Genomic DNA, 20,240 nt, shown 5'->3' with positions numbered 1-20,240 from the left:
CCCGGATCACGACGCCTGATGGGCCCGGAACCGCGTATTCGTCCTGGGATGCCGATCTTTGTCGGGGACTGGCGCTAGGGTGCCGCCCATGGCTGAGGTTCTGCTGTTCCACCATGCCCAGGGCCTCACTGCGGGGTGCCTCTCGTTCGCTGAAGCGCTCCGCGCCGCCGGACATGTCGTGCACACCCCGGATCTCTACGAGGGCAGAACCTTCGCCGAGCTGGCCGACGGTGTCGACCATGCCGAGGAAGTCGGCTTCCCCACCATCATCGAGCGCGGCCGGCTCGCCGCCGAGGGCCTGCCCGGCGAGATCGTCTATGCCGGGTTCTCGCTCGGAGTGATGCCCGCGCAGATGCTCGCGCAGACGCGTCCGGGCGCGAAGGGCGCGCTGTTCTTCCACAGCTGCGTACCCACCTCCGAGTTCGGTGGCCGGTGGCCCGCGGGCCTTCCGCTCCAGATCCACACCATGGACGCCGACGACTGGGGCGACCTCGACATCGCCCGCGATCTCGTCGACTCGCTGGAGAACGCGGAGCTCTTCCTGTACCCGGGCGACGGCCACCTGTTCGCCGACGACAGCCTGCCGTCGTACGACGAAAGTGCGGCGGCGCTCGTCAAGGAGCGCGTGCTCAGCTTCCTCGACAAGGTCGAGTAAACCGAATGGCGTTGCCCTCGGCACGCACCCGGGGACGCCGCCCGAAACGATTCATCCACATTTGCGGAAATCCTCCTCCCTGAGTGGCTTGCGAATTTCTCCGAAAACCTCGGGGCTCGGGTCGTGTGCAATGCTTATTGCCGCTGATCCCCCGACAACAGCCCCGAGCGGACCGACGCGTCATTCCTGGACCGATCCGCATGATCCGGACCATTCGTCCGGTCGGCAGGCATGAACTGCGAGGCGTGCCCGCACAAGGCGTCGTGAAAGGCAAGGCCCTCATGACCGAGAACGAGCCCCACGAGCAGCGCCGCCGGGTCGTGGTGGCGTGCCAGGGCGGAGGAAGCCAGACGGCGTTCACCGCCGGGGTGCTCACCGAACTGCTGGCCGACCCCACCGTCGAGATCCGCGCGCTCAGCGGCACGTCGGGGGGCGCCGTGTGTGCGCTCCTCGCCTGGTACGGCCTACTGACCCATCGGCCGGAGGACGGCATCAGGCGACTCGAGGACTTCTGGGAGGACAACACCACACACGGCTTCTACGAGAACCTGCTCCAGGCCGTGACGGTCGCCTCGGTCCGCACGGTCGCCGAGCTCGGCATCACCGTCGAGTTCAGCCCTTACAACATTCCGTTCGACGCGCGCCAGCAGTTTCTGCAGTTGTTGGAGCGGCACGTTCCGTTCGACGACATCCGCCCGGACGAGCTCGACCCGTCAGGACCACGGCTTCTGGTCGGCGCCACCGATGTGCTCAGCGGCCGGTTCCGCGTGTTCCGCAGCCACGTCGTCAACAGATACCCCGCCGACCGGATCGCGAGCACGGTGATCCTGGCTTCCTCGGCCGTGCCCACCCTGTTCCGCGCCGTACGCGTCGGCGAGGACGTGTACTGGGACGGCGTCTACGCCCAGAACCCGCCGATCCGGGAGCTCGTGGACGCCGGACGGCCCGTCGCACCGCAGGGATCCGTCGGGGCGCCCCCGGAGGAGCTCTGGGTGATCCAGATCGACCCCGACCAGCGCAGCGGCGTGCCCATGGCGGTGGACGCGATCCGCGACCGGCGCACCGAGCTGTCCGCGAACATCTCCTACCAGCAGGAGATCTTCACCATCGGGCACGTCAACAAGCTCATCCACGAGCGCCTGCTCACCGCACGCGCGCTCACCAGATACCGCCCCATCAAGGTCCGCGTCATCACGATGAGCGACGCCGTGGCCTCGGGTCTGGACTGGGAGTCCAAGCTCGTGCGTTCCCCCGGGTTCATCCACAGGCTCTTCGCCCACGGGAAGGAGCGCGCCCGGCTCTTCCGCCACCTCCTCGACTCTCCGGACGCCGACGAGGCCACCGCTCTGCGCGACCGCAACATCTGGGGCCAATGGACGGCCCCGGTGCCGCCGTACCTCGGGTAGCGGGCTCGACCGGGCAGGCTCCTCGCGGATCGGGCGACGAACCCGGACCGGTACATGATCAGCGGCGATCCGACCCGGGCCTCTCCTTCCGCCGCGGCGCCGCTACGGTCATGCGATGACAGCGGAGCAGCAGCCGGAACGCATCGGCCGGTACGTGCGGATGGTGGCACAGCCGGGCCGGGGGGCCGCGCTGGCCGACACCCTGCTCCGGGTGGCCAGCGGCCTGCGCGACACGCCGGGCTGTGAGCTGTATCTGATCAACCTCTCCGCCGACGAGCCCGACACCATCTGGGTCACGGAAGTGTGGGCCGACGAGGCGGCGTCCGACCGGGCCCTGTCGGCTGACCTCGGCGAGGTCGGGATCGGCGAGGTGCTCGAACTGCTGGCCGGCCCGCCCGAGCTCGTGGATCTTCGTCCCCTGGGCGGCACCGGGCTGCCGACGAGCTGAGGACTGCGGGCGCTCCGGGCGCGGCTCAGGTCTCGCCGCGCCCCGGCTCCGTCGCCTTCTGCTTGTGCGCGCGCAACGAGCCGGCGTGCGCCTTCATCGTCGGGTCGCCCTTCGTCTTGATGAGGCTCGCGACCGTGACCACGACGAGCACCGCCACGATCACCACCAGGCTCATCGCCGTGGAGATCTCCGGGACGCCCGGGCTCACGTCCTCGTGCGCCCAGTGCAGGATCAGCTTGACCCCGATGAAGCCCAGGATGATCGACAAGCCGGTGGACAGGTACACCAGCCGGTCGAGTAGCCCCTTCACCAGGAAGAACAGCGCGCGCAGGCCGAGAAGTGCGAAGGCGTTGGCCACGAAGACGATGTAGGGCTCCGCGGTCACACCGAACACCGCGGGGATCGAGTCGAGCGCGAACAGCAGGTCGATGCTGCCGATCGCGATGAGCACGACGAACAGCGGGGTCAGCACGCGGCGGCCGTCGACCTTCGTGATGATCCGGCCGTCGACGTACTCGGTGGTGATCGGCAGGACCCGCCGCGCGCCACGGACCACCGCGTTGTCCTCGACGTCGGGGTCCTCGTTGCGGTGCCGGAACAGCTGCACGGCCGTGTAGATCAGCAGCAGCCCGAACACCAGGAACATGAACGAGAACAGCGACAGGAGCGTGGCGCCCAGCGCGATGAAGATGGCGCGCATGATCAGCGCCAGCACGATGCCGAACGTCAGGACCTTGTGCTGGTACTCCTCCGGCACCGCGAACGTGGTCATGATGATCACGAAGACGAACAGGTTGTCGACCGAGAGACTCTTCTCGACGATGTAGCCGGCGAAGAACTGGGTGCCTGCGTCACCCCCGTAGGTCATGCCGAACCACACGCCGAAGGCGACGGCGACAGCGACGTAGAAGACGGACCACGCCGTGGCCTCGCGGAACCCCACACGGTGCGGGCGTATCCCCGACAGCACGAGGTCGATCACGAGAAGCACGACGACCAACCCGATCGTCGCCGCCCAGGTCGCCCCGCTGATCTGCAGCACCTGATCCTCCACACCCTCCGATCGGCATTACCGACGCATTACCCAAGGGCATCGGGACCGATGCGTTATGCGTCACCCGGCGCGAAGGTGGGCACGTCGCCTAAAACCTCGGAGAGGGGGTAGTCCTCGCCCGTCATCGCTGTGGTGACGCACCAGCAGAGGAGGAGCTCGATGGCGCTCGACGACGACGACATGATGACCACGGCCGGCGGCGGGACCGAAGGGCCTGCCGACTCGGGAGCAGGCGGCGGCACCCCCGGCGTCCACGACGGCGGCGCTGACGGCGGAGCCGACTCCGGAGCAGAAGGCCCGGCCGACTCCGGCGCAGGCGGCGGCACCCCCGGCGTCCACGACGGCGGCGCAGATGGCGGAGCCGACTCCGGAGCAGAAGGCCCGGCCGACTCCGGCGCAAGCGGCGGCACCCCCGGCGTCCACGACGGCGGCGCAGATGGCGGAGCCGACTCCGGAGCAGAAGGCCCGGCCGACTCCGGCGCAAGCGGCGGCACCCCCGGCGTCCACGACGGCGGCGCGGACGGCGGAGCGGACAGCGGTGCCCGCTGAGGTCACCGGACCTGCGGGGGGTGGTGCCGGGCAGCCCGTGACGGGGTGCCCGGCACCGCCGCAACGCACCGCTCTCGCCCGCGTCACGGGCCTGGACGCCACCGAGTTCGGCGCCCGACACTGGGGCCGCGAGCCGCGGCTCGTCCGCGGGGCGGACACCGATGCCTTCCGCGACCTGCTGGATCTGGACGGTGTGGACGAGCTGCTCTCGCGCCGTGGACTCCGCACCCCGTTCCTTCGCCTGGCGCGCAACGGGTCGGTGGTCGACTCCAGCTCGTTCACCGGCCCGGGCGGGGTGGGCGCGGAGATCGGTGACCAGGTCCATGACGACAAGGTCGCCGCGCTCTTCGCCGAGGGCACGACCGTGGTGCTGCAGGCGCTGCACCGCACATGGCCGGCCTTGATCGACTTCGCCGTGGCGCTGTCGGAGGAGCTCGGGCACCCGGTCCAGGCCAACGCGTACGTGACGCCACCGTCGTCGCGCGGGTTCTCGGCCCATTACGACGTGCACGACGTGTTCGTGCTGCAGCTCGCCGGGCGCAAGCACTGGACCGTGCACGCGCCGGTGTATCCCGACCCGTTGCGTGACCAGCCATGGAACGCCCACGCGACGACGGTGGCCGCTCGCGCCCGGGACGAGAACCCCGTGATCGACACGGTGCTGGAACCCGGCGACGTGATGTACCTGCCGCGAGGATGGCTGCACGCCGCCACCGCGCTGGGTGACGTGTCGGCGCACCTGACGGTCGGCGTCCACGTGGTCACCCGGTTCGCGCTGGTGGAGGCCTTGACCGCACTCGTCGCAGACGACGAGCAGCTGCGGGGTTCGCTCCCTCTGGGCATCGACGTCGCCGATCCCGCGCAGCTCGCCCCGCACGTCGACGCGGTCCGCGCGGCCCTGGCAGCCGCCCTGGACCGGGTGAGCGCCGACGACGTGGCCCGCCGCGTGCGCGGCCGGGTCTGGACGGGTGGCCGGCCGGAGCCGGTGCGGCCGGTGGCCGTGGCCACGTTCGTCGAGCACCTCGCCGCAGGCGACGGAGTGCGGCGCCGCGCGGGGCTGCGGTACCGGCTCGTTCACCAGGGCGAGCAGGTCGTCCTCGCCCTGCCCGATCGGCAGATCACGCTGCCGGCCGCCACCGAGGCCGCGGTGCGTGCGCTGACGAGCGGGGGAACCTGCTCCGTGGGTAGCCTCCCGGGCATGGACGAGGCCGACCAGGTTGTCCTGGTGCGCCGCTTGCTTCGGGAGGGTGTGCTGGTGCCGGCCACTCACGAATGACCCCGGCCGTGCCCTGGCCTCGCTGCTCGTTCGTCGCCGACGCCGCCCAGGACCCGCGGGAAGGCAGCGCACCACCGGCCGACTTCTGGTTCCTGATCGAGCATCCGGGGCCATGGGGCCGGATCCCGCTCGCGCAGTCGGGGATCCACTCGGCCGCGGTGGCGGCGATCGCTGCCTGGTCCACGGCGGAGAAGGGTCGCGTGGTGCTCATCCGCAGGCCGGGCCGCGCCGCACGGAACTCCCCGGCCGACGAGATGCCCGCTCCCGGCGCGGTGCGCCGCTGGTTCCGCGTCGACTCGCGCCCCGGCCACGAGTCGATCCGCACGGGCACGTTCGTCGACGAGTCGGATCTGGTCACGGCCGTGCACGCCCCGGGAGAGCCGTACGCCGGTCCGATGGCCCTCGTCTGCACCCACGGCCGGCACGACACCTGCTGTGCCGTGCGTGGACGCCCCGTCGCCGCTGCGATGGTCGCCGCCGACCCCGAGCACGTCTGGGAGTGCAGCCACATCGGCGGCTGCCGCTTCGCCCCGGCACTGGTGCTGCTCCCCCACGGGTTCGTGCTCGGCGGGCCGGGTCCGAGCGAGGCGCCCGCGGTCCTGCGCGACTACGCCGCGGGGCGGCTGGATGCGCCGTGGGTGCGCGGACGCTCGTCGCTGCCGCCCGCCGTCCAGGCCGCGCAGCACCACGCCGTCGCGGCCACCGGAGCCACGGGCGTCGACGCACTGGGGCTCGTCGGCATCTCGGCCGAGCAGCTTGCGGACGGCAGTTCCGGCTGGCGGGTGGAGCTGGCCGACCCCGCATGCACGGTGTGGCTGCGCGAGCGCCGGGTGGAGACGGGGCGGCCGCTGACCTGCGCAGCCACGGTAACCGGCTGGATGCGGGTGTTCGACCTGGTCGAACTCACGGTGGGGACCCCGCAGGGCTCCCTGCACGACGCCGACACCTGAGCCGCGACGAGCGTCGGGGCCAGCGCGGCTCAGTGCGCGAGCTCTGCGCGGACCGTGGCCACCGCGTCCTCGTCGAGCAGTCCGAGCGCCGCGGCATGGGCTGCGATCTGCGCGCTGTCGTCCACCGCCAGCATCGGCACCCCGGCTGCGGTGATCTCGGCGGCGAGCGTGTCGACCTGCCGGATGCGCACCGGATCGGCTCCCGTGGTGCGGCGGATGTACACCGCGGCGACCCGCTCGGGGATGGCCCGTGCGATCGTCGCGTAGATCTCGGGGTCCTCCTGCCCGCTGTCGCCGATGAGAATGAGCCGCAGGTGCGGGTGCTCGTCGAGCAGCCGCCGCACCAGCCCGAGCTTGTGGGCCTGTGCCCCGATCCGGAACAGCCCGGTATGGGACGGCCCCCAGTCGGTGAGCAGCAGCGGACCGAGCGGGAAACCGCGAAGCCCCACGAACTGCAGGAGCATCTCGTGCAGGTTCCACGGGCTCGTCGAGACGTAGAAGACCGGGCGGGCGGGCTCGTCCACCGCCGTGACGAGCGCCCGGTAGAGGGCCGCCGCGCCGGGCAGGGGCGTGCGCTCACGGACGTCGGTGAGCAACGTGACGCGCAGGAACTCCAGGCCACGGGTGAGCCCGGTGTGCACGATCGTGTCGTCCACGTCGCTGACCAGGCCGATGCGGGCCTCGGGATCGGTGATGAGCACGCGCGCCGTCGCGCTGGCACCCGCGGGCCCGGTGAGACCGACCTCCAGCCAGCCGGGATCGACGTCCGGCAGCTCCACCTCGTGATCGACGTACCCGTCCCGGTCGGTGCGGACGACGACGTCACCACCCGGGAGGTGGAGGGTCACCTCAGCGTCCGGGACCTCGGCCGTCAGGAACCGCGCGATGCTCGCCCGCAACACCGCCCGGCGCGACTGCGGCGTCGGTGCGTCCCCTCCTTCGGCGGTCTCCAGCACCGACGGCGCGACGGCCTCGCGCCCGAGCACCAGCCTGGCTCCCACCCGAGCGCGCCGGGTGGTTCCGTGGCCGATGAAGGGAATGATCACGGGGTGCCGGCGGCCGCGGAGGCGGGCGACCGCCCTGACCGCCGACTCGACGGCGTCCTCCACGCGCAGTGCGGCGGCGATGATCAGTTTTCCCGAGTCGGTCACGGGACAGGGCTACCGCACCCCGCATCGCGCTGCCACCCCGGGATCGGCGAGTGGCCGCCGGCGACGCGCTCGAACCCTCCGGCTGCGGGGTAGGAAGCACGGGGGCCGTAGTCTCAGGTCGGTGCGCACTGTCCTGCTCGACCTCGACGGCACCCTGGTCGACTCCGCCCGCACGATCACCGAGCACCTCGCTGCCGCACTGGCAGAGGTCGGTTTCCCGGTGCCGCCCCCCGAGACGTTGCGCACGCTCGTCGGGCCACCGTTCGAGACGGCACTCCCCGACCTCGGCCTGACGGACGCGCAGACCTCCGCCGCCATCACCGCCTACCGGTCGTCCTACGACGCCGTGGCCGCCACGGTCACGCCGGTCTACCCCGGTGTGCCCGCCCTGCTCGAACGCCTGCGCGAGGCGGGCCTGCAGCTGGCCGTCGCCACGTCGAAGCCCGAGGAGCTGGCGCGCAAGATCGTCGCCGGCACCGGGCTCGCCGGGTTCCTCGAGGTCGTCGGCGGTGCCGACCACGTGGGCGGCCGGGTGGGCAAGTCCGCCGTCGTCGGCTCCGTGATCGAGCGGCTGGGCGTCGACCCGGCACGTCGGCCGGTGGTGATGGTCGGCGACCGCCACCACGACGTCGACGGCGCGGCCGAGCACGGCATCCCCACGATCGGGGTGTCGTGGGGGTACGCGGAGCCCGGCGAGCTGGACGGTGCCGCCCTGGTGGTCGCCGACCTGCACGAGCTGGCGCAGGTGCTGCGGGACGGAGCGGTCTGGTCCACCCGTCCCCCGGTGTGAGGGGACCGCACACATCTCGTGGCCACCGCGCACACGTCACGACATGGGTGCGGTGGCCATCCGGTGTGCGCGGTGGTGCTACTCCGGGCCCGGTGTCTGCACCCAGCCGTAGCTGCGGTTCACCGCACGGCCCCAGTTCTCGTGCTCGCGACGGCGCAGGCCCTCGTCCATCGCCGGTTCCCACGCGGCCGCGCGGTGCCAGTTGCTGCGCAGCACCTCCAGGTCGGACCAGTGCCCGACCGCGAGTCCCGCCGCGTACGCCGCTCCCAGCGAGACGGCCTCGGACACCAGTGGCCGCTCCACCGGCACGTCGAGGACGTCGGCGACGAACTGCATCAGCAGGTGGTTGGCCGTCATCCCGCCGTCGACCTTGAGCCGGGTGACCGGCACGCCGGAGTCGGCGTTCATCGCGTCGATCACCTCGCGCGTCTGCCACCCGGTGGCCTCGAGCACCGCCCTCGCGAGGTGGCCACGGTTGATGAACGACGTGAGCCCCACCATCACGCCACGCGCGTCCGGGTGCCAGCGCGGCGAGTACAGGCCAGAGAACGCGGGGACGATGTAGCAGCCCCCGTTGTCGGGCACGGAGTTCGCGAGCGTCTCGATCTGGGCGGCCGTGCCGATCATCCCGAGCGAGTCGCGGAACCACTGCACGAGCGACCCGGTCATCGCGATGGCGCCCTCCAGCGCGTAGACGGGCTTGTCGCCGAACAGATACCCGATGGTCGGGATCAGGCCGTGGGTCGACTCGGCCAGCCGGGGACCGGTGTTCATCAGCAGGAACGCGCCCGTGCCGTAGGTGCACTTGATCTCGCCGGGTGAGAAGCACACCTGCCCGACCAGGGCCGCCTGCTGGTCACCGAGCGCGCCTGCCACCGGAACGCCCGGCAGCACGGCGGTGCAGGTGCCGTAGACCTCGGCGTTGGGACGGATCTCGGGAAGCATCTGCCGGGGCACCGCGAGCACGTCGAGCAGCTTCTGCGACCACTCGAGCGTGCGGACGTCCATCAGCATCGTGCGGCTCGCGTTGGTGACGTCGCTGACGTGCCGGCCGCCGTCGGGGCCGCCGGTGAGCCACCAGATGAGCCAGCTCTCCATCGTGCCGAACAGCACGTCGCCCTTCTCCGCGCCGTCGCGGGCGCCGGGCACGTGGTCGAGCAGCCAGCGCAGCCGGGGGCCCGAGAAGTAGGTGGCGGGGGGTAACCCGCAGATGTCCTTGATCAGGCTCGCGTGCCCGTGCTCGACCAGACGGGCGACGATGCCGTCCGTGCGGGTGTCCTGCCAGGTGATGGCGCGTGCGAGCGGGGTGCCGGTGTGCCGGTTCCAGATCACGGTGGTCTCGCGCTGGTTCGCGATCCCGAGCCCGACGATGTTGTCCGGGGTGAGGCCTGCGTTGCGCAGCGCCGCCGGGACGACCCGCATGACGTTGCGCCAGATCTCGGCGGCGTCGTGCTCCACGAGACCGGGCCGTGGGTAGTGCTGGCGGTGTTCCCGCTGCGCGACGGCGAGCATGCGCCCCGAGCGGTTGAACAGCAGGCAGCGGGTGGATGTGGTGCCTTGGTCGATCGCGGCGACGACTCGCTCGGTCACGGCTCCTCCGCTCCGCGCGCCGGGACGGCGGCCGCCGAGGAGGACCGGCGTCCGGCGGAACTACTCGCGGTCCTCGCGGCCCGTGTCATCGTCCCTCCGTCAACGCGGCGGAGATCTCGCGCGCCGCACCCACCATCTGCTCGAGCATCCACGGCCGCAAGTCGCCGCCCAGCCCGAAGAGCTCCTCGACCGGCCCGACCACTCCGATGGCCGCAACCACAAGCCCGCCGCTGGCTCGCAGCGGTGCGGCCGCACCGCCTACTCCCGTCTCGTACTCGCCGGTGTCGCTCGCCCAGCCGCGGCGACGGGCGACCGCGAGGTGGGCATCCAGCGACGCCACAGTGGTGCACGTGCGTCCGGTCCACCGCTGGAGGTCGAGCTCCCGGGCCTGCGGCGTGGCCACCGGCGCGAACGCGAGCAGGCATTTGCCCAGCGCCGTGGCGTGCAGGGGGAACTCCTCCCCCGTCCGGATCCGCTGCGGCGACCCGTCCGGCCGGAAGACGTGGTGGACGAGCCGGACCGATCCCGAGGACACGACGCCCAGGTGCACGGCCTGGCCGGTGCTCCCAGCGAGTGAATCCGCCCAGTTCATGGCGCGGGCCCGCAGGTCGTGCAGGTCCCATCCACCGCTGTCGAGCTCGCGCAACGCCAGGCCGAGCTGGTAGCGGGCGGTCTCCAGGTCCTGCTCGACGAACCCGACCTCGCGCAGCGTCCGGACGATGCCGTGCGCGGTGGGGCGCGGGAGGTCGAGCGCCGCGGCAATCTCTTTCAGCCCGAGCGGCCGGTCCGTACTACCGAGCAGCCGCAGCACCGCCGCGGCCCGCTCGATGGACTGGATGAACCCCGGCACGGGCCGAGCGTACGGCGCGTCGACCAGGCGATCGACGCGCAGAAGAAGGGCTCCACACGATGGCGCGCCCTACGGCCGTCCGGGTGGGTGAGCTGTGCACCTTCTCGGAGGCATGTGATGTTCGTCCGAATGCGCGTTCGACGATGCCGAACGACCGCCGTTGACCGCAGGTCACACGCGTTTCTAGCGTGCGGGCACCGCCCGTCCGAGCGGTATCCCATCCAGGGAGGACTTCGATGACGAAGAACTCGTACATCGGGGAACTGGCGGCCGAGTTCTTCGGCACCATGATCCTCTTGTTGTTCGGCGCCGGTGTGGTGGCGCAGGTCGTGGCAGCCGGACTCGGAGACCACGACTCCATCGCCTGGGCCTGGGGGATCGGCGTGATCCTCGGCGTCTACGTGGCAGGTCGCCTCAGCGGTGGCCACATCAATCCGGCCGTGACGCTCGCGCTGGCCGCGTTCCAGGGTTTCCCCTGGCGCAAGGTCGTGCCCTACATCGTCGCGCAGACGGCGGGGGCGTTCGTCGCGGCGATCATCGTGCGGTTCAACTATGCCGACTGGATCGACAAGGTCGACCCAGGGCACACCTACAAGACGCAGATCATCTTCTCCACGCTTCCGGGTAACGGCGAGCCCGGCATCAGCATCACCACCGCCTTCTTCGACCAGATCATCGGTACCGCGATCCTGGTCTTCGTGGTCTTCGCGCTGGTCAACGCGCGGAACAACCCACCCCTGTCCAACCTCGTCCCGGTGGTCATCGGGCTCCTGGTTGTCGGGATCGGCATGGCGTGGGGCGCCAACGCGGGCTACGCGATCAACCCCGCCCGTGACTTCGGGCCCCGGCTCGCGTCGTACATCACGGGGTACGCCGGCGCTTGGACTGATCAGAACGGCACACCATATTGGTGGCTACCGATTGTGGCGCCGATAATCGGCGGGCTCATCGGTGGCGCGCTGTTCCAGCTCTGCATCAACCGTTTCATCGTTGCCGCAGACGCCGAACACGAGCCCACCCCGGTGGGCCGCGACGTCCCTCGCTAACAGAGCCCCACTAACACAAGCGGAGACAACTCATGGCCGAGTTCGTCGGAGCCCTGGATCAGGGCACAACCAGCACCCGCTTCATGATCTTCGATCACTCGGGCAACGAGGTGGGGCGCCACCAGCTCGAGCACGAGCAGATCCTGCCGCAGGCCGGCTGGGTGGAACACAACCCCGTCGAGATCTGGGAGCGGACGTCATCCGTGCTCCAGACCGCGCTCGTCAAGACCGGGCTCAAGGCTTCGGACCTCGTGGCGTTGGGCCTCACCAACCAGCGCGAGACCTCCGTCGTGTGGGACAAGCGGACCGGGCGCCCGCTCTACAACGCGATCGTCTGGCAGGACACCCGCACCGACCGCATCGCCTCCGCCCTCGAACGTGAGGGCAAGGGCGATGTGATCCGGCAGAAGGCCGGTCTCCCGCCCGCCACGTACTTCTCCGGCGGGAAGATCCAGTGGATCCTGGAGAACGTCGACGGCGCCCGGGAGGCCGCCGAGAGAGGCGACGCGATCTTCGGCAACACCGACACCTGGGTCCTGTGGAACCTCACGGGCGGCAAGGACGGCGGTGTCCACGTCACCGACCCGACGAACGCCAGCCGCACGATGCTCATGAACCTCGAGACGCTCGACTGGGACGACGAGCTGCTCGGCTTCTTCGGCATCCCGCGGTCGATGCTGCCCGAGATCAAGCCGAGCTCGTGCCCGGAGTGCTACGGCACCACCATGCTGAGGGGGCCGCTGAGCGGCGAGGTCATGATCACCGGTGACCTCGGTGACCAGCAGGCCGCCACCGTGGGTCAGGTGTGCTTTGCGCCCGGCGAGGCGAAGAACACCTACGGCACCGGCAACTTCATGCTGCTCAACACGGGCACCGAGCTGGTGCGCTCGAAGGCGGGGCTGCTCACCACCGTCTGCTACCAGTTCAACGATGATCGTCCGGTGTACGCGCTGGAGGGCTCGATCGCCGTCACGGGGTCGGCCGTGCAGTGGCTGCGCGACCAGCTCGGCATCATCTCGGGCGCCGCGGAGAGCGAGGCGCTGGCCCGGCAGGTGGAGGACAACGGCGGCGTGTACTTCGTGCCCGCGTTCTCCGGCCTGTTCGCCCCGTACTGGCGCTCGGACGCCCGCGGCGCGATCGTCGGGCTCTCGCGCTACAACACCAACGCCCACCTGGCCAGGGCCACGCTCGAGGCCATCTGCTATCAGAGCCGCGACGTGGCCGAGGCGATGGAGAAGGACTCCGGCGTGACGCTGGACGTGCTCAAGGTGGACGGCGGCGTCACCGCCAACGAGCTGTGCATGCAGATCCAGGCCGACGTGCTCGGCGTGCCGGTGAGCCGGCCCGTCGTCGCGGAGACCACGGCTCTGGGCGCGGCCTACGCGGCAGGCCTCGCGGTCGGGTTCTGGAAGAACACCGACGAGCTGCGCTCCAACTGGAACGAGTCGAAGCGCTGGCAGCCCCAGTGGAGCGACGAGCAGCGTGCGGCCGGGTACGAGCGCTGGAAGAAGGCGGTGACCAGGACTCTGGACTGGGTGGACGTCGACTGAGCACTACCCGGCCCGGAACCGGGCCATCACGATGAGAGGAATCAGCCATGAGATCGGTTGCGCTCTCTCCGCAGGCCCGTGAGGCTGCGCTGGAGGCAATGGGCTCGACCGAACTCGACGTGCTGGTCGTCGGGGGCGGTGTCGTGGGCAGCGGGTCCGCCCTCGACGCCGCCACCCGCGGCCTCAGCGTCGGGCTCGTCGAGGCCCGCGACTTCGCGTCGGGCACGTCCAGCAGGTCGAGCAAGCTCATCCACGGTGGGCTGCGCTATCTCGAGATGCTGGATTTCCGTCTCGTCGCCGAGGCGCTTCAGGAGCGGGGCCTGCTCATCGAGAAGCTGGCTCCGCACCTGGTCCGGCCGGTGCCGTTCATCTACCCGCTGAAGCACCCCGTGTGGGAACGCGCCTACGCCGGCGCGGGTGTGGCGCTCTACGACACGCTGGGGCTGCTGTCCGGCCGGCCCCGGGGTGTGCCGCACCACCGGCACCTGACGCGGCGGGGCGCCCGCCGCGTGTTCCCGTCGCTGCGCAAGGACGCCCTGGTGGGTGCCCTGGAGTACTACGACGCGCAGGTCGACGACGCCCGCCACACCATGTTCGTCGCGCGCACCGCTGCGGCCTACGGCGCGCACGTGGCGTCCAGGGCACGGGTGATCGGGCTCCTGCGCGAGGGTGAGCGGGTCACCGGGGCGGAGGTGCACGATCTCGAGTCCGGCCGCACGTTCAGCGTGCGCGCACGTCAGGTCGTCAACGCCACCGGGGTGTGGACCGACGAGACCCAGAGCCTCGCCGGTGAGCGCGGGCAGTTCCACGTCCGGGCGAGCAAGGGCATCCATCTCGTCGTCCCGCACGACCGGATCCGCGGTGACGCGGGCCTGATCCTGCGCACCGAGAAGTCGGTGCTGTTCGTCATCCCGTGGGGGCGGCACTGGATCATCGGCACCACCGACACCGACTGGACCCTCGGGCTGGCCCATCCGGCCGCGAGCGCGGCGGACATCGACTACCTGCTCGAACACGTCAACACGGTGCTCGAGGAACCGCTCAGCCACGCCGACGTGGAGGGCGTGTACGCCGGGCTGCGGCCGCTGCTGTCGGGCGAGTCGGAGTCGACGTCGAAGCTCTCGCGCGAGCACGCCGTCTCGCATGCCGTGCCGGGCCTGGTGGTGGTGGCGGGCGGCAAGTACACCACCTACCGCGTCATGGCCAAGGACGCCGTCGACGCCGCGGTGCACGGGCTCTACACCAAGGTGCCGCCGTCGGTCACCGAGGACGTCCCGCTGCTGGGCGCCGAGGGCTTCGCCGCGCTGAAGAACTCCTCGCACCTCCTGGCCGAGCAGTACGGGGTGCACGAAGCTCGTATCCAGCACCTGCTCAGGCGATACGGGTCGCTGATCCACGAGGTGCTCGACCTCGTCGCACAGGACCCGGCGCTGGGCGAGCCGCTGACCGGGGCACCCGACCACCTGCGTGCGGAGATCGTCTACGCGGCCTCGCACGAGGGCGCCCGGCACCTGGACGACGTGCTCGCTCGCCGCACCCGGATCTCGATCGAGACCTTCGACCGGGGACTCGGGTCCGTCGAAGAGGCCGCCCGGCTCGTCGCGCCGGTCCTCGGGTGGAGCCAGGAGCAGATCGATCGAGAGGTCGAGCACTACCGCAAGCGCGTCGAGGCCGAGCGGGAGAGCCAGAAGATGCCCGACGACGAGACGGCCGACGCCGCCCGGATGGGCGCACCGGAGGTCGTGCCGGTGCGGTGACCAGCCTGCCGCCCTCGTCCGCGCGGGTGGCGGCAGGCAGCGGTGACGGACTCGCCCGCGAGCCGACGTCCCCCCGACTCGGGGGCGAGTCCGTCTGCCCACCGGCGACCCCGCTCTCCGCGGTCAGTCCGTGAGCGCGGCGTCCCCTCGAACCCAGCGTCGGAGCAGCTCCTTGCGCACCTTGCCGTTGTCGTTGCGGGGCAGCGCCTCGACGAGCGCCAGGCGGGAGGGCAGGTACCACTCCGTCATGCCCTGGTCGCTGAGGTACGTGCGCAGCTCGTCGAGGGTGACCGCGGGCGAGGTCGCCGGGACGACGACGGCACAGGCCAGTTCGCCGGCGTCGTCATCGGGGTAGCCGACCAGCGCGACGTCCGTGACGCCTGGATGGCCGAGCAGCCCGGACTCGACGTCGTGGGCGGGGATCATGAACAACCCGCCGATCCGGTCGGCGGCGCGGCCCATCAGCTTGAACCCACCGCGTCCGTCGGGAACGGCGAGGTCTCCGGTGTCGTACCAGCCGTCGTTCTGATCGGCGATGAGCACGACCTTGCCGGTGTCGCGGCCCACGGTTGCCAGGCGTACGCCACCGCCTCGGACGAAGGCGCGGCCGGGTCGGTCGCGGGTGATCTCGGCGTCCGACCGTAGGTCGATCTCCACGGCTCTGGCGGGGCGCCCATCGCTGCGCGCGGCCCATTCCGGCGGGTCGTCCTCGCGGGTCAGCGTGAGGAGCCCGACCTCGGTCATGCCCCAGCCCGCCCGCAACTGCACCCCGAACACCCGCGGGATCTCCGGGACGAGCGGCCGCGGAATGGCGGTGCCGGCACAGACGAGCGTGCGAATCGCGGGCAGCCGCTGCGGTCGGCCGTTCCGGGCCGCGATCAGATCTCGGAAGAAGGTCGGCCCGGCATACATGATCGTGGTGCCGGTTTCGGCGAGCATTGCGGCAGCCCGCTCGCCGGACCAGGAGTCGAGCAGGACTCTGCACGCCCCGTTCAGCAGGGAGAGCAGGGTGCTGCGATACGCGAGGGTGTGCATCAGCGCATGCGGCGTGAAGATCACGTCCCGAGGCCCGACTCCCAGCTCTCCGAGACCTGACGTGCCGGCGTGCAGGGTGTTCTCGCTGTGGAGCGCGCCTTTGGGTTCGCCGGAGGTGCCCGACGTGAAGAAGAGCACGGCGACACGGTCCGGATCCTCGACCGCGTCGTCCAGAGCGACCGGATGGCGCTGCTCCCATGGGGTGTTCTCGAAGAACGAGCCGAACTCGGTCTCATCGTCGTCCGCCTTGCCGATCACCACCCGGTGACGCAGCTCAGGCAGCCGCGGAGCCATCTCGCGCAGTGCCGCGGCGTGGTCGAAACCCGCCCACTCGTCGACCGTGATGCAGACGTTCGCGCCCACTCGAGCCAGCACCCGCTCCAGCTCGCGCGGCCGGATCGTGGTCATGACCGGTGCCAGCACCGCCCGCAGCCGCGTGGCCGCCAGCAGAAGCGCAGCCGCTTGCCACCAGTTCGGCAGCTGGAACGCCACCACCCGGCCCGGCCGCACGCCCAGTTCGTAGAGCGCTCCGGCGAACCGCTCCACGTAGTGGGCGAAGCCGGCGTAGTCGAGCTCGACGGAGCCCATCTCCGAGGCCGTGGCGCCGGCTCGGTAGGCCCTGACCGCAACAGCGTCGGGCGACTCGCGGCGCCAGCGACGCAGATCGTCGATCGGGCCAGAGTCGCGCCACACCCCGGCGGCTCGGTACTCCTGCGCGGCAGCATCGGATGGGCGAATCAGAAAAACAGACACTTCAGAGCCCCCTCTATCCGAGATCGTCAACCGAACAAGCGGGCAAATTGAATGGGCACCTTTGCCCTGGCCCGCTTTCAGAATTCGGGTCGGACGATCTCGGCGAGGAGACACTCCCGCTGCTATAAGCACCACTGCGCACGGGACCGACAGGGAGGGATCAGGAGGAGCCAAGCGGGAACGTCACGCCCGTCAGCTTCTCCGAGAGTGTCCAGAGATCGCGGGCGAGGTCGGGGTCGGCAGCCTCCGGCGACCTCCCGACGAGGGTCGGGCGCCCGCGCATCTCGTTGAAGCCGTCCGGTCCGACATAGCTGGCACCGGGGAGATCCCGGGTGGCGGCGAAGAGGGTGGGCGCCGCGCCGGCCTCGGTGCTCTGCCGCACGACAGTGCCGACGGCCTTCGCGACGACCACCAGGGCAGCGGGTAGGTCGCGGCCGAGGTTCGACGCCGCCATGCCGGGATGCGCCGCGAGCGCGCGGACGGAAGACCCGCAGGCGACGAGGCGCCGCTGCAGTTCGAGCGTGAACAGCAGGTTGGCGAGCTTCGACTGACCGTAGGAGGCGAAGAGCCGGTACGGCCGCGACTCCCAGTTGAGGTCGGCCAGGTCGATACCGCCGTACCGGTGCGCGTTCGACGCGACCGTGACCACGCGGTCCGTGATGTGCTGCAGCAACAGGTTCGTCAACGCGAAGTGGCCGAAGTGGTTGGTGCCCATCTGCAGTTCGAACCCGTCGGCCGTGACGCGGCGCTTCGGTAGGTTCCCGACCCCGGCGTTGTTGATCAGCACGTCGAGGTCGCCGTCCCAGGACTCGGCGAACCGCCGCACGGAGCCGAGGTCGGCCAGGTCCAGGGCGCGGACCTCGGTGGAGCCGCCCAGCTCCGCCGCGACACGTTCGCCCGCGGTGACGTCACGAACGGCCAGCACGACCCGGGCACCGCCCCTGGCGAGCGCTCGGGCGGCGGCGAGGCCGAGCCCGCTGCTCGCTCCCGTGACCACGAACCGGCGACCAGCAATCCGGGCAGCATCCGCTGCGGGAGTACTCATGGCCGTCAAAGTAGGCAGCGGATACATTGTTGTCAACGACTACATCGAGGTACCCTGCCGACATGCCCCCGGCACGTACCGCGTACCACCACGGCAACCTCCGTGAGGCGTTGCTGAAATGTGCCGAGCAGATGCTGGAACGCACCGGGGTGGGCGAGGTGTCACTCCGCGAGGTGGCCCGGCAGGCGGGAGTCAGCCACGGCGCCCCACGCCGCCACTTCCCCGACAAACAGGCCTTGCTCGATGCCCTCGCAGAGAATGGCTTCGAACGGCTGGGGCGCGAACTGGACGCGGCGGTGCAGGATGCGGACGGACCGTTCACGGTCCGGCTCACCGCTTTCGCACGGGCCTGGGTGAACTTCGCCTCTCGCCATCCGGCGCTGCTCGACATGATGTTCGCGAGCAAGAACCGGCCTCAGGCCGATTCGCTGCGGCGCGCCGCCGATCGGGCCTTCGCGGCGTCGTCGGCCATGATCCGCGAGGCGCAGGCCCGCCGCGACATCGTCGACCTCGACAACGATCAGGCGGCCACCGCGATCCTCGCCACCGTGCAGGGTCTCACCGCGCTGATCGTCAGCGGGATGCTCCCCGACCGGCCACCGGACCTCCTGATCGCCGACACGATCGAGACGCTCGTCCACGGGCTCCGGCCCCGGAGCTAGCACGATCGCGTGCGCTGGATCCGTACGCCTCGCTGAGCCCCGATGGCCACCGAACCGTCGTCGGCTGTTTCTGACGCGAGCGGGCAACCAGTTCGAGTGACCGGCGGGCGCGACGGCGCCCCATCCGAGAACGGGCTACTCCTCGTCCCACACGGCCAGCAAGCTCACCAGCACGAACACCTGCACGGACAAGGGCAGGCCGGGAAGGTCGGCCTCCGCCTCACCCCGCCAGGTGCTGACGCGCCGCACCGACCCGGCCACGGCGTCGTCCTGGATCAGCACGTGTTCGCTGCGGATAAGCGACTGGCGTTCGAAGGAGTACGTGTGGCCGCCGGTCTCGAGCGTCCACTCGGCCCGGCCCACGGCGTCGGCCATCGCGAGGAGCTCGCCCGACTCGTCGAGCAGCCGGTAACGGCGCCACGACCAGCCGCCGCGTGCCACGTCGTAGCGACGGCCTTCGAGCACGAAGGAACCGCCGCCGAAGAACGCGGACGGCTTCCACGTGCACAGCGTCGTGCCATCACGGGCGATCTCGTAACGGGTGCTCAGCAGGCCCATCCGCGACGCACGCAGCACAGCCAAACCCCACCACGCCTCGGCACAGCTCCGCCATCCCCCGGGAGCAGCCCGTCTGCGACCGCGGCCACATGCGGGGGTTAGCGTTGCCATGTGAGCGACCTGATCACCATCGACCACATCACGGCAGCGGCCGAACGCATCGCGGGGCACGTGTTGCGCACCCCCACAGTCGCCAGCCCGGGCCTCACCGCACACTTCGGGGTGCCCGTCACGCTCAAGCTGGAGCTGCTGCAGCGCTCCGGCTCGTTCAAGCCACGCGGCGCGTTCAACAAGCTGCTCGGCCTCACCCCCGCCGAGCTCGCGGCAGGCGCAGTGGCGGTCAGCGGCGGCAACCACGGGATCGCGCTGGCCGACGTCGCCGGTTCGCTGGACGTCGCCGCCACCGTCGTGATGCCGGAGTCGGCGCCGCAGCGGTCGATCGCGGCCTGCCGGGCCGCAGGCGCCACCGTGCGCCTCACGCCGGACATGGGGAGCGCCTTCGCCCTGCTCGACGAGCTCGTGGCGGGCGGGCTCACGCTCGTGCACCCCTTCGACGACCCGATCGTGATGGCCGGCCAGGGCACCGTCGGCGCCGAGTTCGCCGCCGACGCACCTGACGTCACCGACGTGCTGGTCAGCATCGGGGGCGGCGGCCTGATCTCGGGGGTGGCCACCGCCATGCGGGACCTCCTGCCCGGCGTGCGCATCTGGGGCGTCGAGACCGAGGGAGCGGACGCGATGGCGCGCGCGCTCAAGGGCGGGTCGCCCGTGGGCATCACACCGACCTCGATCGCCAGCACGCTCTGCGCGCCGCACGTGTCGCAGCTGACCCTCGACCACGTCCGCACCCTCGTCGAGGACGTCCTCGTCGTGCCGGATGCCGACGCCGTCGCGGGCGCCCTCACCCTCGCCGAGGAGGCGAAGGTGTGGGCCGAGCCCGCTGCGGGCTGCCTCGTGGCCGCCGCCACCCAGGTGCTCGACCGTGTCGGCCCGGACGCCCGCCTCGGCCTGGTGATCTGCGGTGGCAACGTCACCACGGCGGACGTGGCCGGCTGGGTGGAGCGGTTCGCGGTCGGTCCGCTCCCCCGTCGCCCCGCTCCCGCCACGCACTGAGC

At 70.9% G+C, this 20,240-nt stretch carries 19 protein-coding genes; 12 read left to right on the top strand and 7 right to left on the bottom strand.

The annotated features are described in order from the left end of the window. Positions 1 to 88 precede the first annotated feature (88 nt). The 3 genes from ACQPZQ_RS08525 (at position 89) to ACQPZQ_RS08515 (ending at position 2,509) form a co-directional block, all read left to right on the top strand. Positions 89 to 655: a dienelactone hydrolase family protein gene (locus tag ACQPZQ_RS08525; RefSeq protein WP_433293791.1), complete on the top strand. Its 567-nt coding sequence runs from the start codon at positions 89 to 91 to the stop codon at positions 653 to 655. Between the two features lie 281 nt (positions 656 to 936). Next, positions 937 to 2,061, top strand: coding sequence for a patatin-like phospholipase family protein (locus tag ACQPZQ_RS08520; protein ID WP_433293789.1), 1,125 nt, complete (start codon positions 937 to 939; stop codon positions 2,059 to 2,061). A 115-nt stretch (positions 2,062 to 2,176) separates the two neighbouring features. Next, the gene (locus ACQPZQ_RS08515; RefSeq protein ID WP_433293787.1) at positions 2,177 to 2,509 is read left to right on the top strand and encodes a putative quinol monooxygenase; all 333 of its coding nucleotides are present in this window, start codon (positions 2,177 to 2,179) and stop codon (positions 2,507 to 2,509) included. Positions 2,510 to 2,534: 25 nt separating this feature from the next. Here ACQPZQ_RS08515 and ACQPZQ_RS08510 read toward each other — a convergent pair whose 3' ends face one another. After that, positions 2,535 to 3,551: a TerC/Alx family metal homeostasis membrane protein gene (locus ACQPZQ_RS08510; protein ID WP_433293784.1), complete on the bottom strand. Its 1,017-nt coding sequence runs from the start codon at positions 3,549 to 3,551 to the stop codon at positions 2,535 to 2,537. Positions 3,552 to 3,722: 171 nt separating this feature from the next. Here ACQPZQ_RS08510 and ACQPZQ_RS08505 point away from each other — a divergent pair, with 171 nt between their 5' ends. Genes ACQPZQ_RS08505 through ACQPZQ_RS08495 form a run of 3 tightly spaced genes read left to right on the top strand, consistent with a single transcriptional unit; the run spans position 3,723 to position 6,338 of the window. Continuing rightward, positions 3,723 to 4,112, top strand: coding sequence for a BatC protein (locus ACQPZQ_RS08505; RefSeq protein WP_433293782.1), 390 nt, complete (start codon positions 3,723 to 3,725; stop codon positions 4,110 to 4,112). Beyond that, positions 4,102 to 5,388, top strand: a complete 1,287-nt coding sequence (locus tag ACQPZQ_RS08500; RefSeq protein ID WP_433293780.1) for a cupin domain-containing protein — start codon at positions 4,102 to 4,104, stop codon at positions 5,386 to 5,388. The genes ACQPZQ_RS08505 and ACQPZQ_RS08500 overlap by 11 nt, the downstream gene beginning before the upstream one ends. 8 nt (positions 5,389 to 5,396) lie before the next feature. After that, a complete protein-coding gene (locus tag ACQPZQ_RS08495; RefSeq protein WP_433293778.1) occupies positions 5,397 to 6,338 on the top strand; it encodes a sucrase ferredoxin in 942 nt (313 codons plus the stop codon). Positions 6,339 to 6,367: 29 nt separating this feature from the next. On the opposite strand, the gene ACQPZQ_RS08490 is transcribed toward ACQPZQ_RS08495, so the two are convergent. Continuing rightward, complete coding sequence (locus tag ACQPZQ_RS08490; RefSeq protein WP_433293776.1) at positions 6,368 to 7,489, bottom strand: App1 family protein; 1,122 nt, start codon at positions 7,487 to 7,489, stop codon at positions 6,368 to 6,370. A gap of 121 nt (positions 7,490 to 7,610) precedes the next feature. Here ACQPZQ_RS08490 and ACQPZQ_RS08485 point away from each other — a divergent pair, with 121 nt between their 5' ends. Further along, a complete protein-coding gene (locus ACQPZQ_RS08485; RefSeq protein WP_433293774.1) occupies positions 7,611 to 8,279 on the top strand; it encodes an HAD hydrolase-like protein in 669 nt (222 codons plus the stop codon). 78 nt (positions 8,280 to 8,357) lie between these two features. On the opposite strand, the gene glpK (ACQPZQ_RS08480) is transcribed toward ACQPZQ_RS08485, so the two are convergent. Together glpK (ACQPZQ_RS08480) and ACQPZQ_RS08475 are read right to left on the bottom strand one after the other, a co-directional pair. Continuing rightward, the gene (gene glpK / locus ACQPZQ_RS08480) at positions 8,358 to 9,869 is read right to left on the bottom strand and encodes a glycerol kinase GlpK (RefSeq protein WP_433293772.1); all 1,512 of its coding nucleotides are present in this window, start codon (positions 9,867 to 9,869) and stop codon (positions 8,358 to 8,360) included. Positions 9,870 to 9,954: 85 nt separating this feature from the next. Beyond that, the gene (locus tag ACQPZQ_RS08475) at positions 9,955 to 10,719 is read right to left on the bottom strand and encodes an IclR family transcriptional regulator (RefSeq protein ID WP_433293770.1); all 765 of its coding nucleotides are present in this window, start codon (positions 10,717 to 10,719) and stop codon (positions 9,955 to 9,957) included. 236 nt (positions 10,720 to 10,955) lie between these two features. Between ACQPZQ_RS08475 and ACQPZQ_RS08470 the strand changes: the two genes are divergently transcribed. From ACQPZQ_RS08470 to ACQPZQ_RS08460, 3 genes are read left to right on the top strand one after another with little or no spacing between them, the layout of a single operon-like run. Beyond that, positions 10,956 to 11,765, top strand: a complete 810-nt coding sequence (locus ACQPZQ_RS08470) for an MIP/aquaporin family protein (protein WP_241035310.1) — start codon at positions 10,956 to 10,958, stop codon at positions 11,763 to 11,765. A gap of 32 nt (positions 11,766 to 11,797) precedes the next feature. After that, the gene (gene glpK / locus ACQPZQ_RS08465; RefSeq protein WP_433293768.1) at positions 11,798 to 13,315 is read left to right on the top strand and encodes a glycerol kinase GlpK; all 1,518 of its coding nucleotides are present in this window, start codon (positions 11,798 to 11,800) and stop codon (positions 13,313 to 13,315) included. A 47-nt stretch (positions 13,316 to 13,362) separates the two neighbouring features. Next, on the top strand, positions 13,363 to 15,072 hold the full coding sequence (locus ACQPZQ_RS08460; RefSeq protein ID WP_433293766.1) for a glycerol-3-phosphate dehydrogenase/oxidase: 1,710 nt from the start codon (positions 13,363 to 13,365) through the stop codon (positions 15,070 to 15,072). 123 nt (positions 15,073 to 15,195) lie between these two features. Here ACQPZQ_RS08460 and ACQPZQ_RS08455 read toward each other — a convergent pair whose 3' ends face one another. Continuing rightward, on the bottom strand, positions 15,196 to 16,860 hold the full coding sequence (locus ACQPZQ_RS08455; protein ID WP_433293763.1) for an AMP-binding protein: 1,665 nt from the start codon (positions 16,858 to 16,860) through the stop codon (positions 15,196 to 15,198). 160 nt (positions 16,861 to 17,020) lie between these two features. Next, positions 17,021 to 17,905, bottom strand: coding sequence for an oxidoreductase (locus tag ACQPZQ_RS08450; RefSeq protein WP_433293761.1), 885 nt, complete (start codon positions 17,903 to 17,905; stop codon positions 17,021 to 17,023). A gap of 62 nt (positions 17,906 to 17,967) precedes the next feature. Here ACQPZQ_RS08450 and ACQPZQ_RS08445 point away from each other — a divergent pair, with 62 nt between their 5' ends. After that, positions 17,968 to 18,567: a TetR/AcrR family transcriptional regulator gene (locus ACQPZQ_RS08445; protein ID WP_433293759.1), complete on the top strand. Its 600-nt coding sequence runs from the start codon at positions 17,968 to 17,970 to the stop codon at positions 18,565 to 18,567. Between the two features lie 135 nt (positions 18,568 to 18,702). Here ACQPZQ_RS08445 and ACQPZQ_RS08440 read toward each other — a convergent pair whose 3' ends face one another. Continuing rightward, complete coding sequence (locus tag ACQPZQ_RS08440; RefSeq protein WP_433293757.1) at positions 18,703 to 19,149, bottom strand: hypothetical protein; 447 nt, start codon at positions 19,147 to 19,149, stop codon at positions 18,703 to 18,705. A gap of 87 nt (positions 19,150 to 19,236) precedes the next feature. Here ACQPZQ_RS08440 and ACQPZQ_RS08435 point away from each other — a divergent pair, with 87 nt between their 5' ends. Next, positions 19,237 to 20,238: a threonine ammonia-lyase gene (locus ACQPZQ_RS08435; RefSeq protein WP_433293755.1), complete on the top strand. Its 1,002-nt coding sequence runs from the start codon at positions 19,237 to 19,239 to the stop codon at positions 20,236 to 20,238. Positions 20,239 to 20,240: the final 2 nt, after the last annotated feature.

The organism is Pseudonocardia sp. CA-142604, assembly GCF_050948475.1.
Lineage (GTDB): Bacteria > Actinomycetota > Actinomycetes > Mycobacteriales > Pseudonocardiaceae > Pseudonocardia > Pseudonocardia alaniniphila.
The sequence above is the reverse complement of the archived record's forward strand: the minus strand, read 5'-3'. Positions and strand labels throughout refer to the sequence as shown.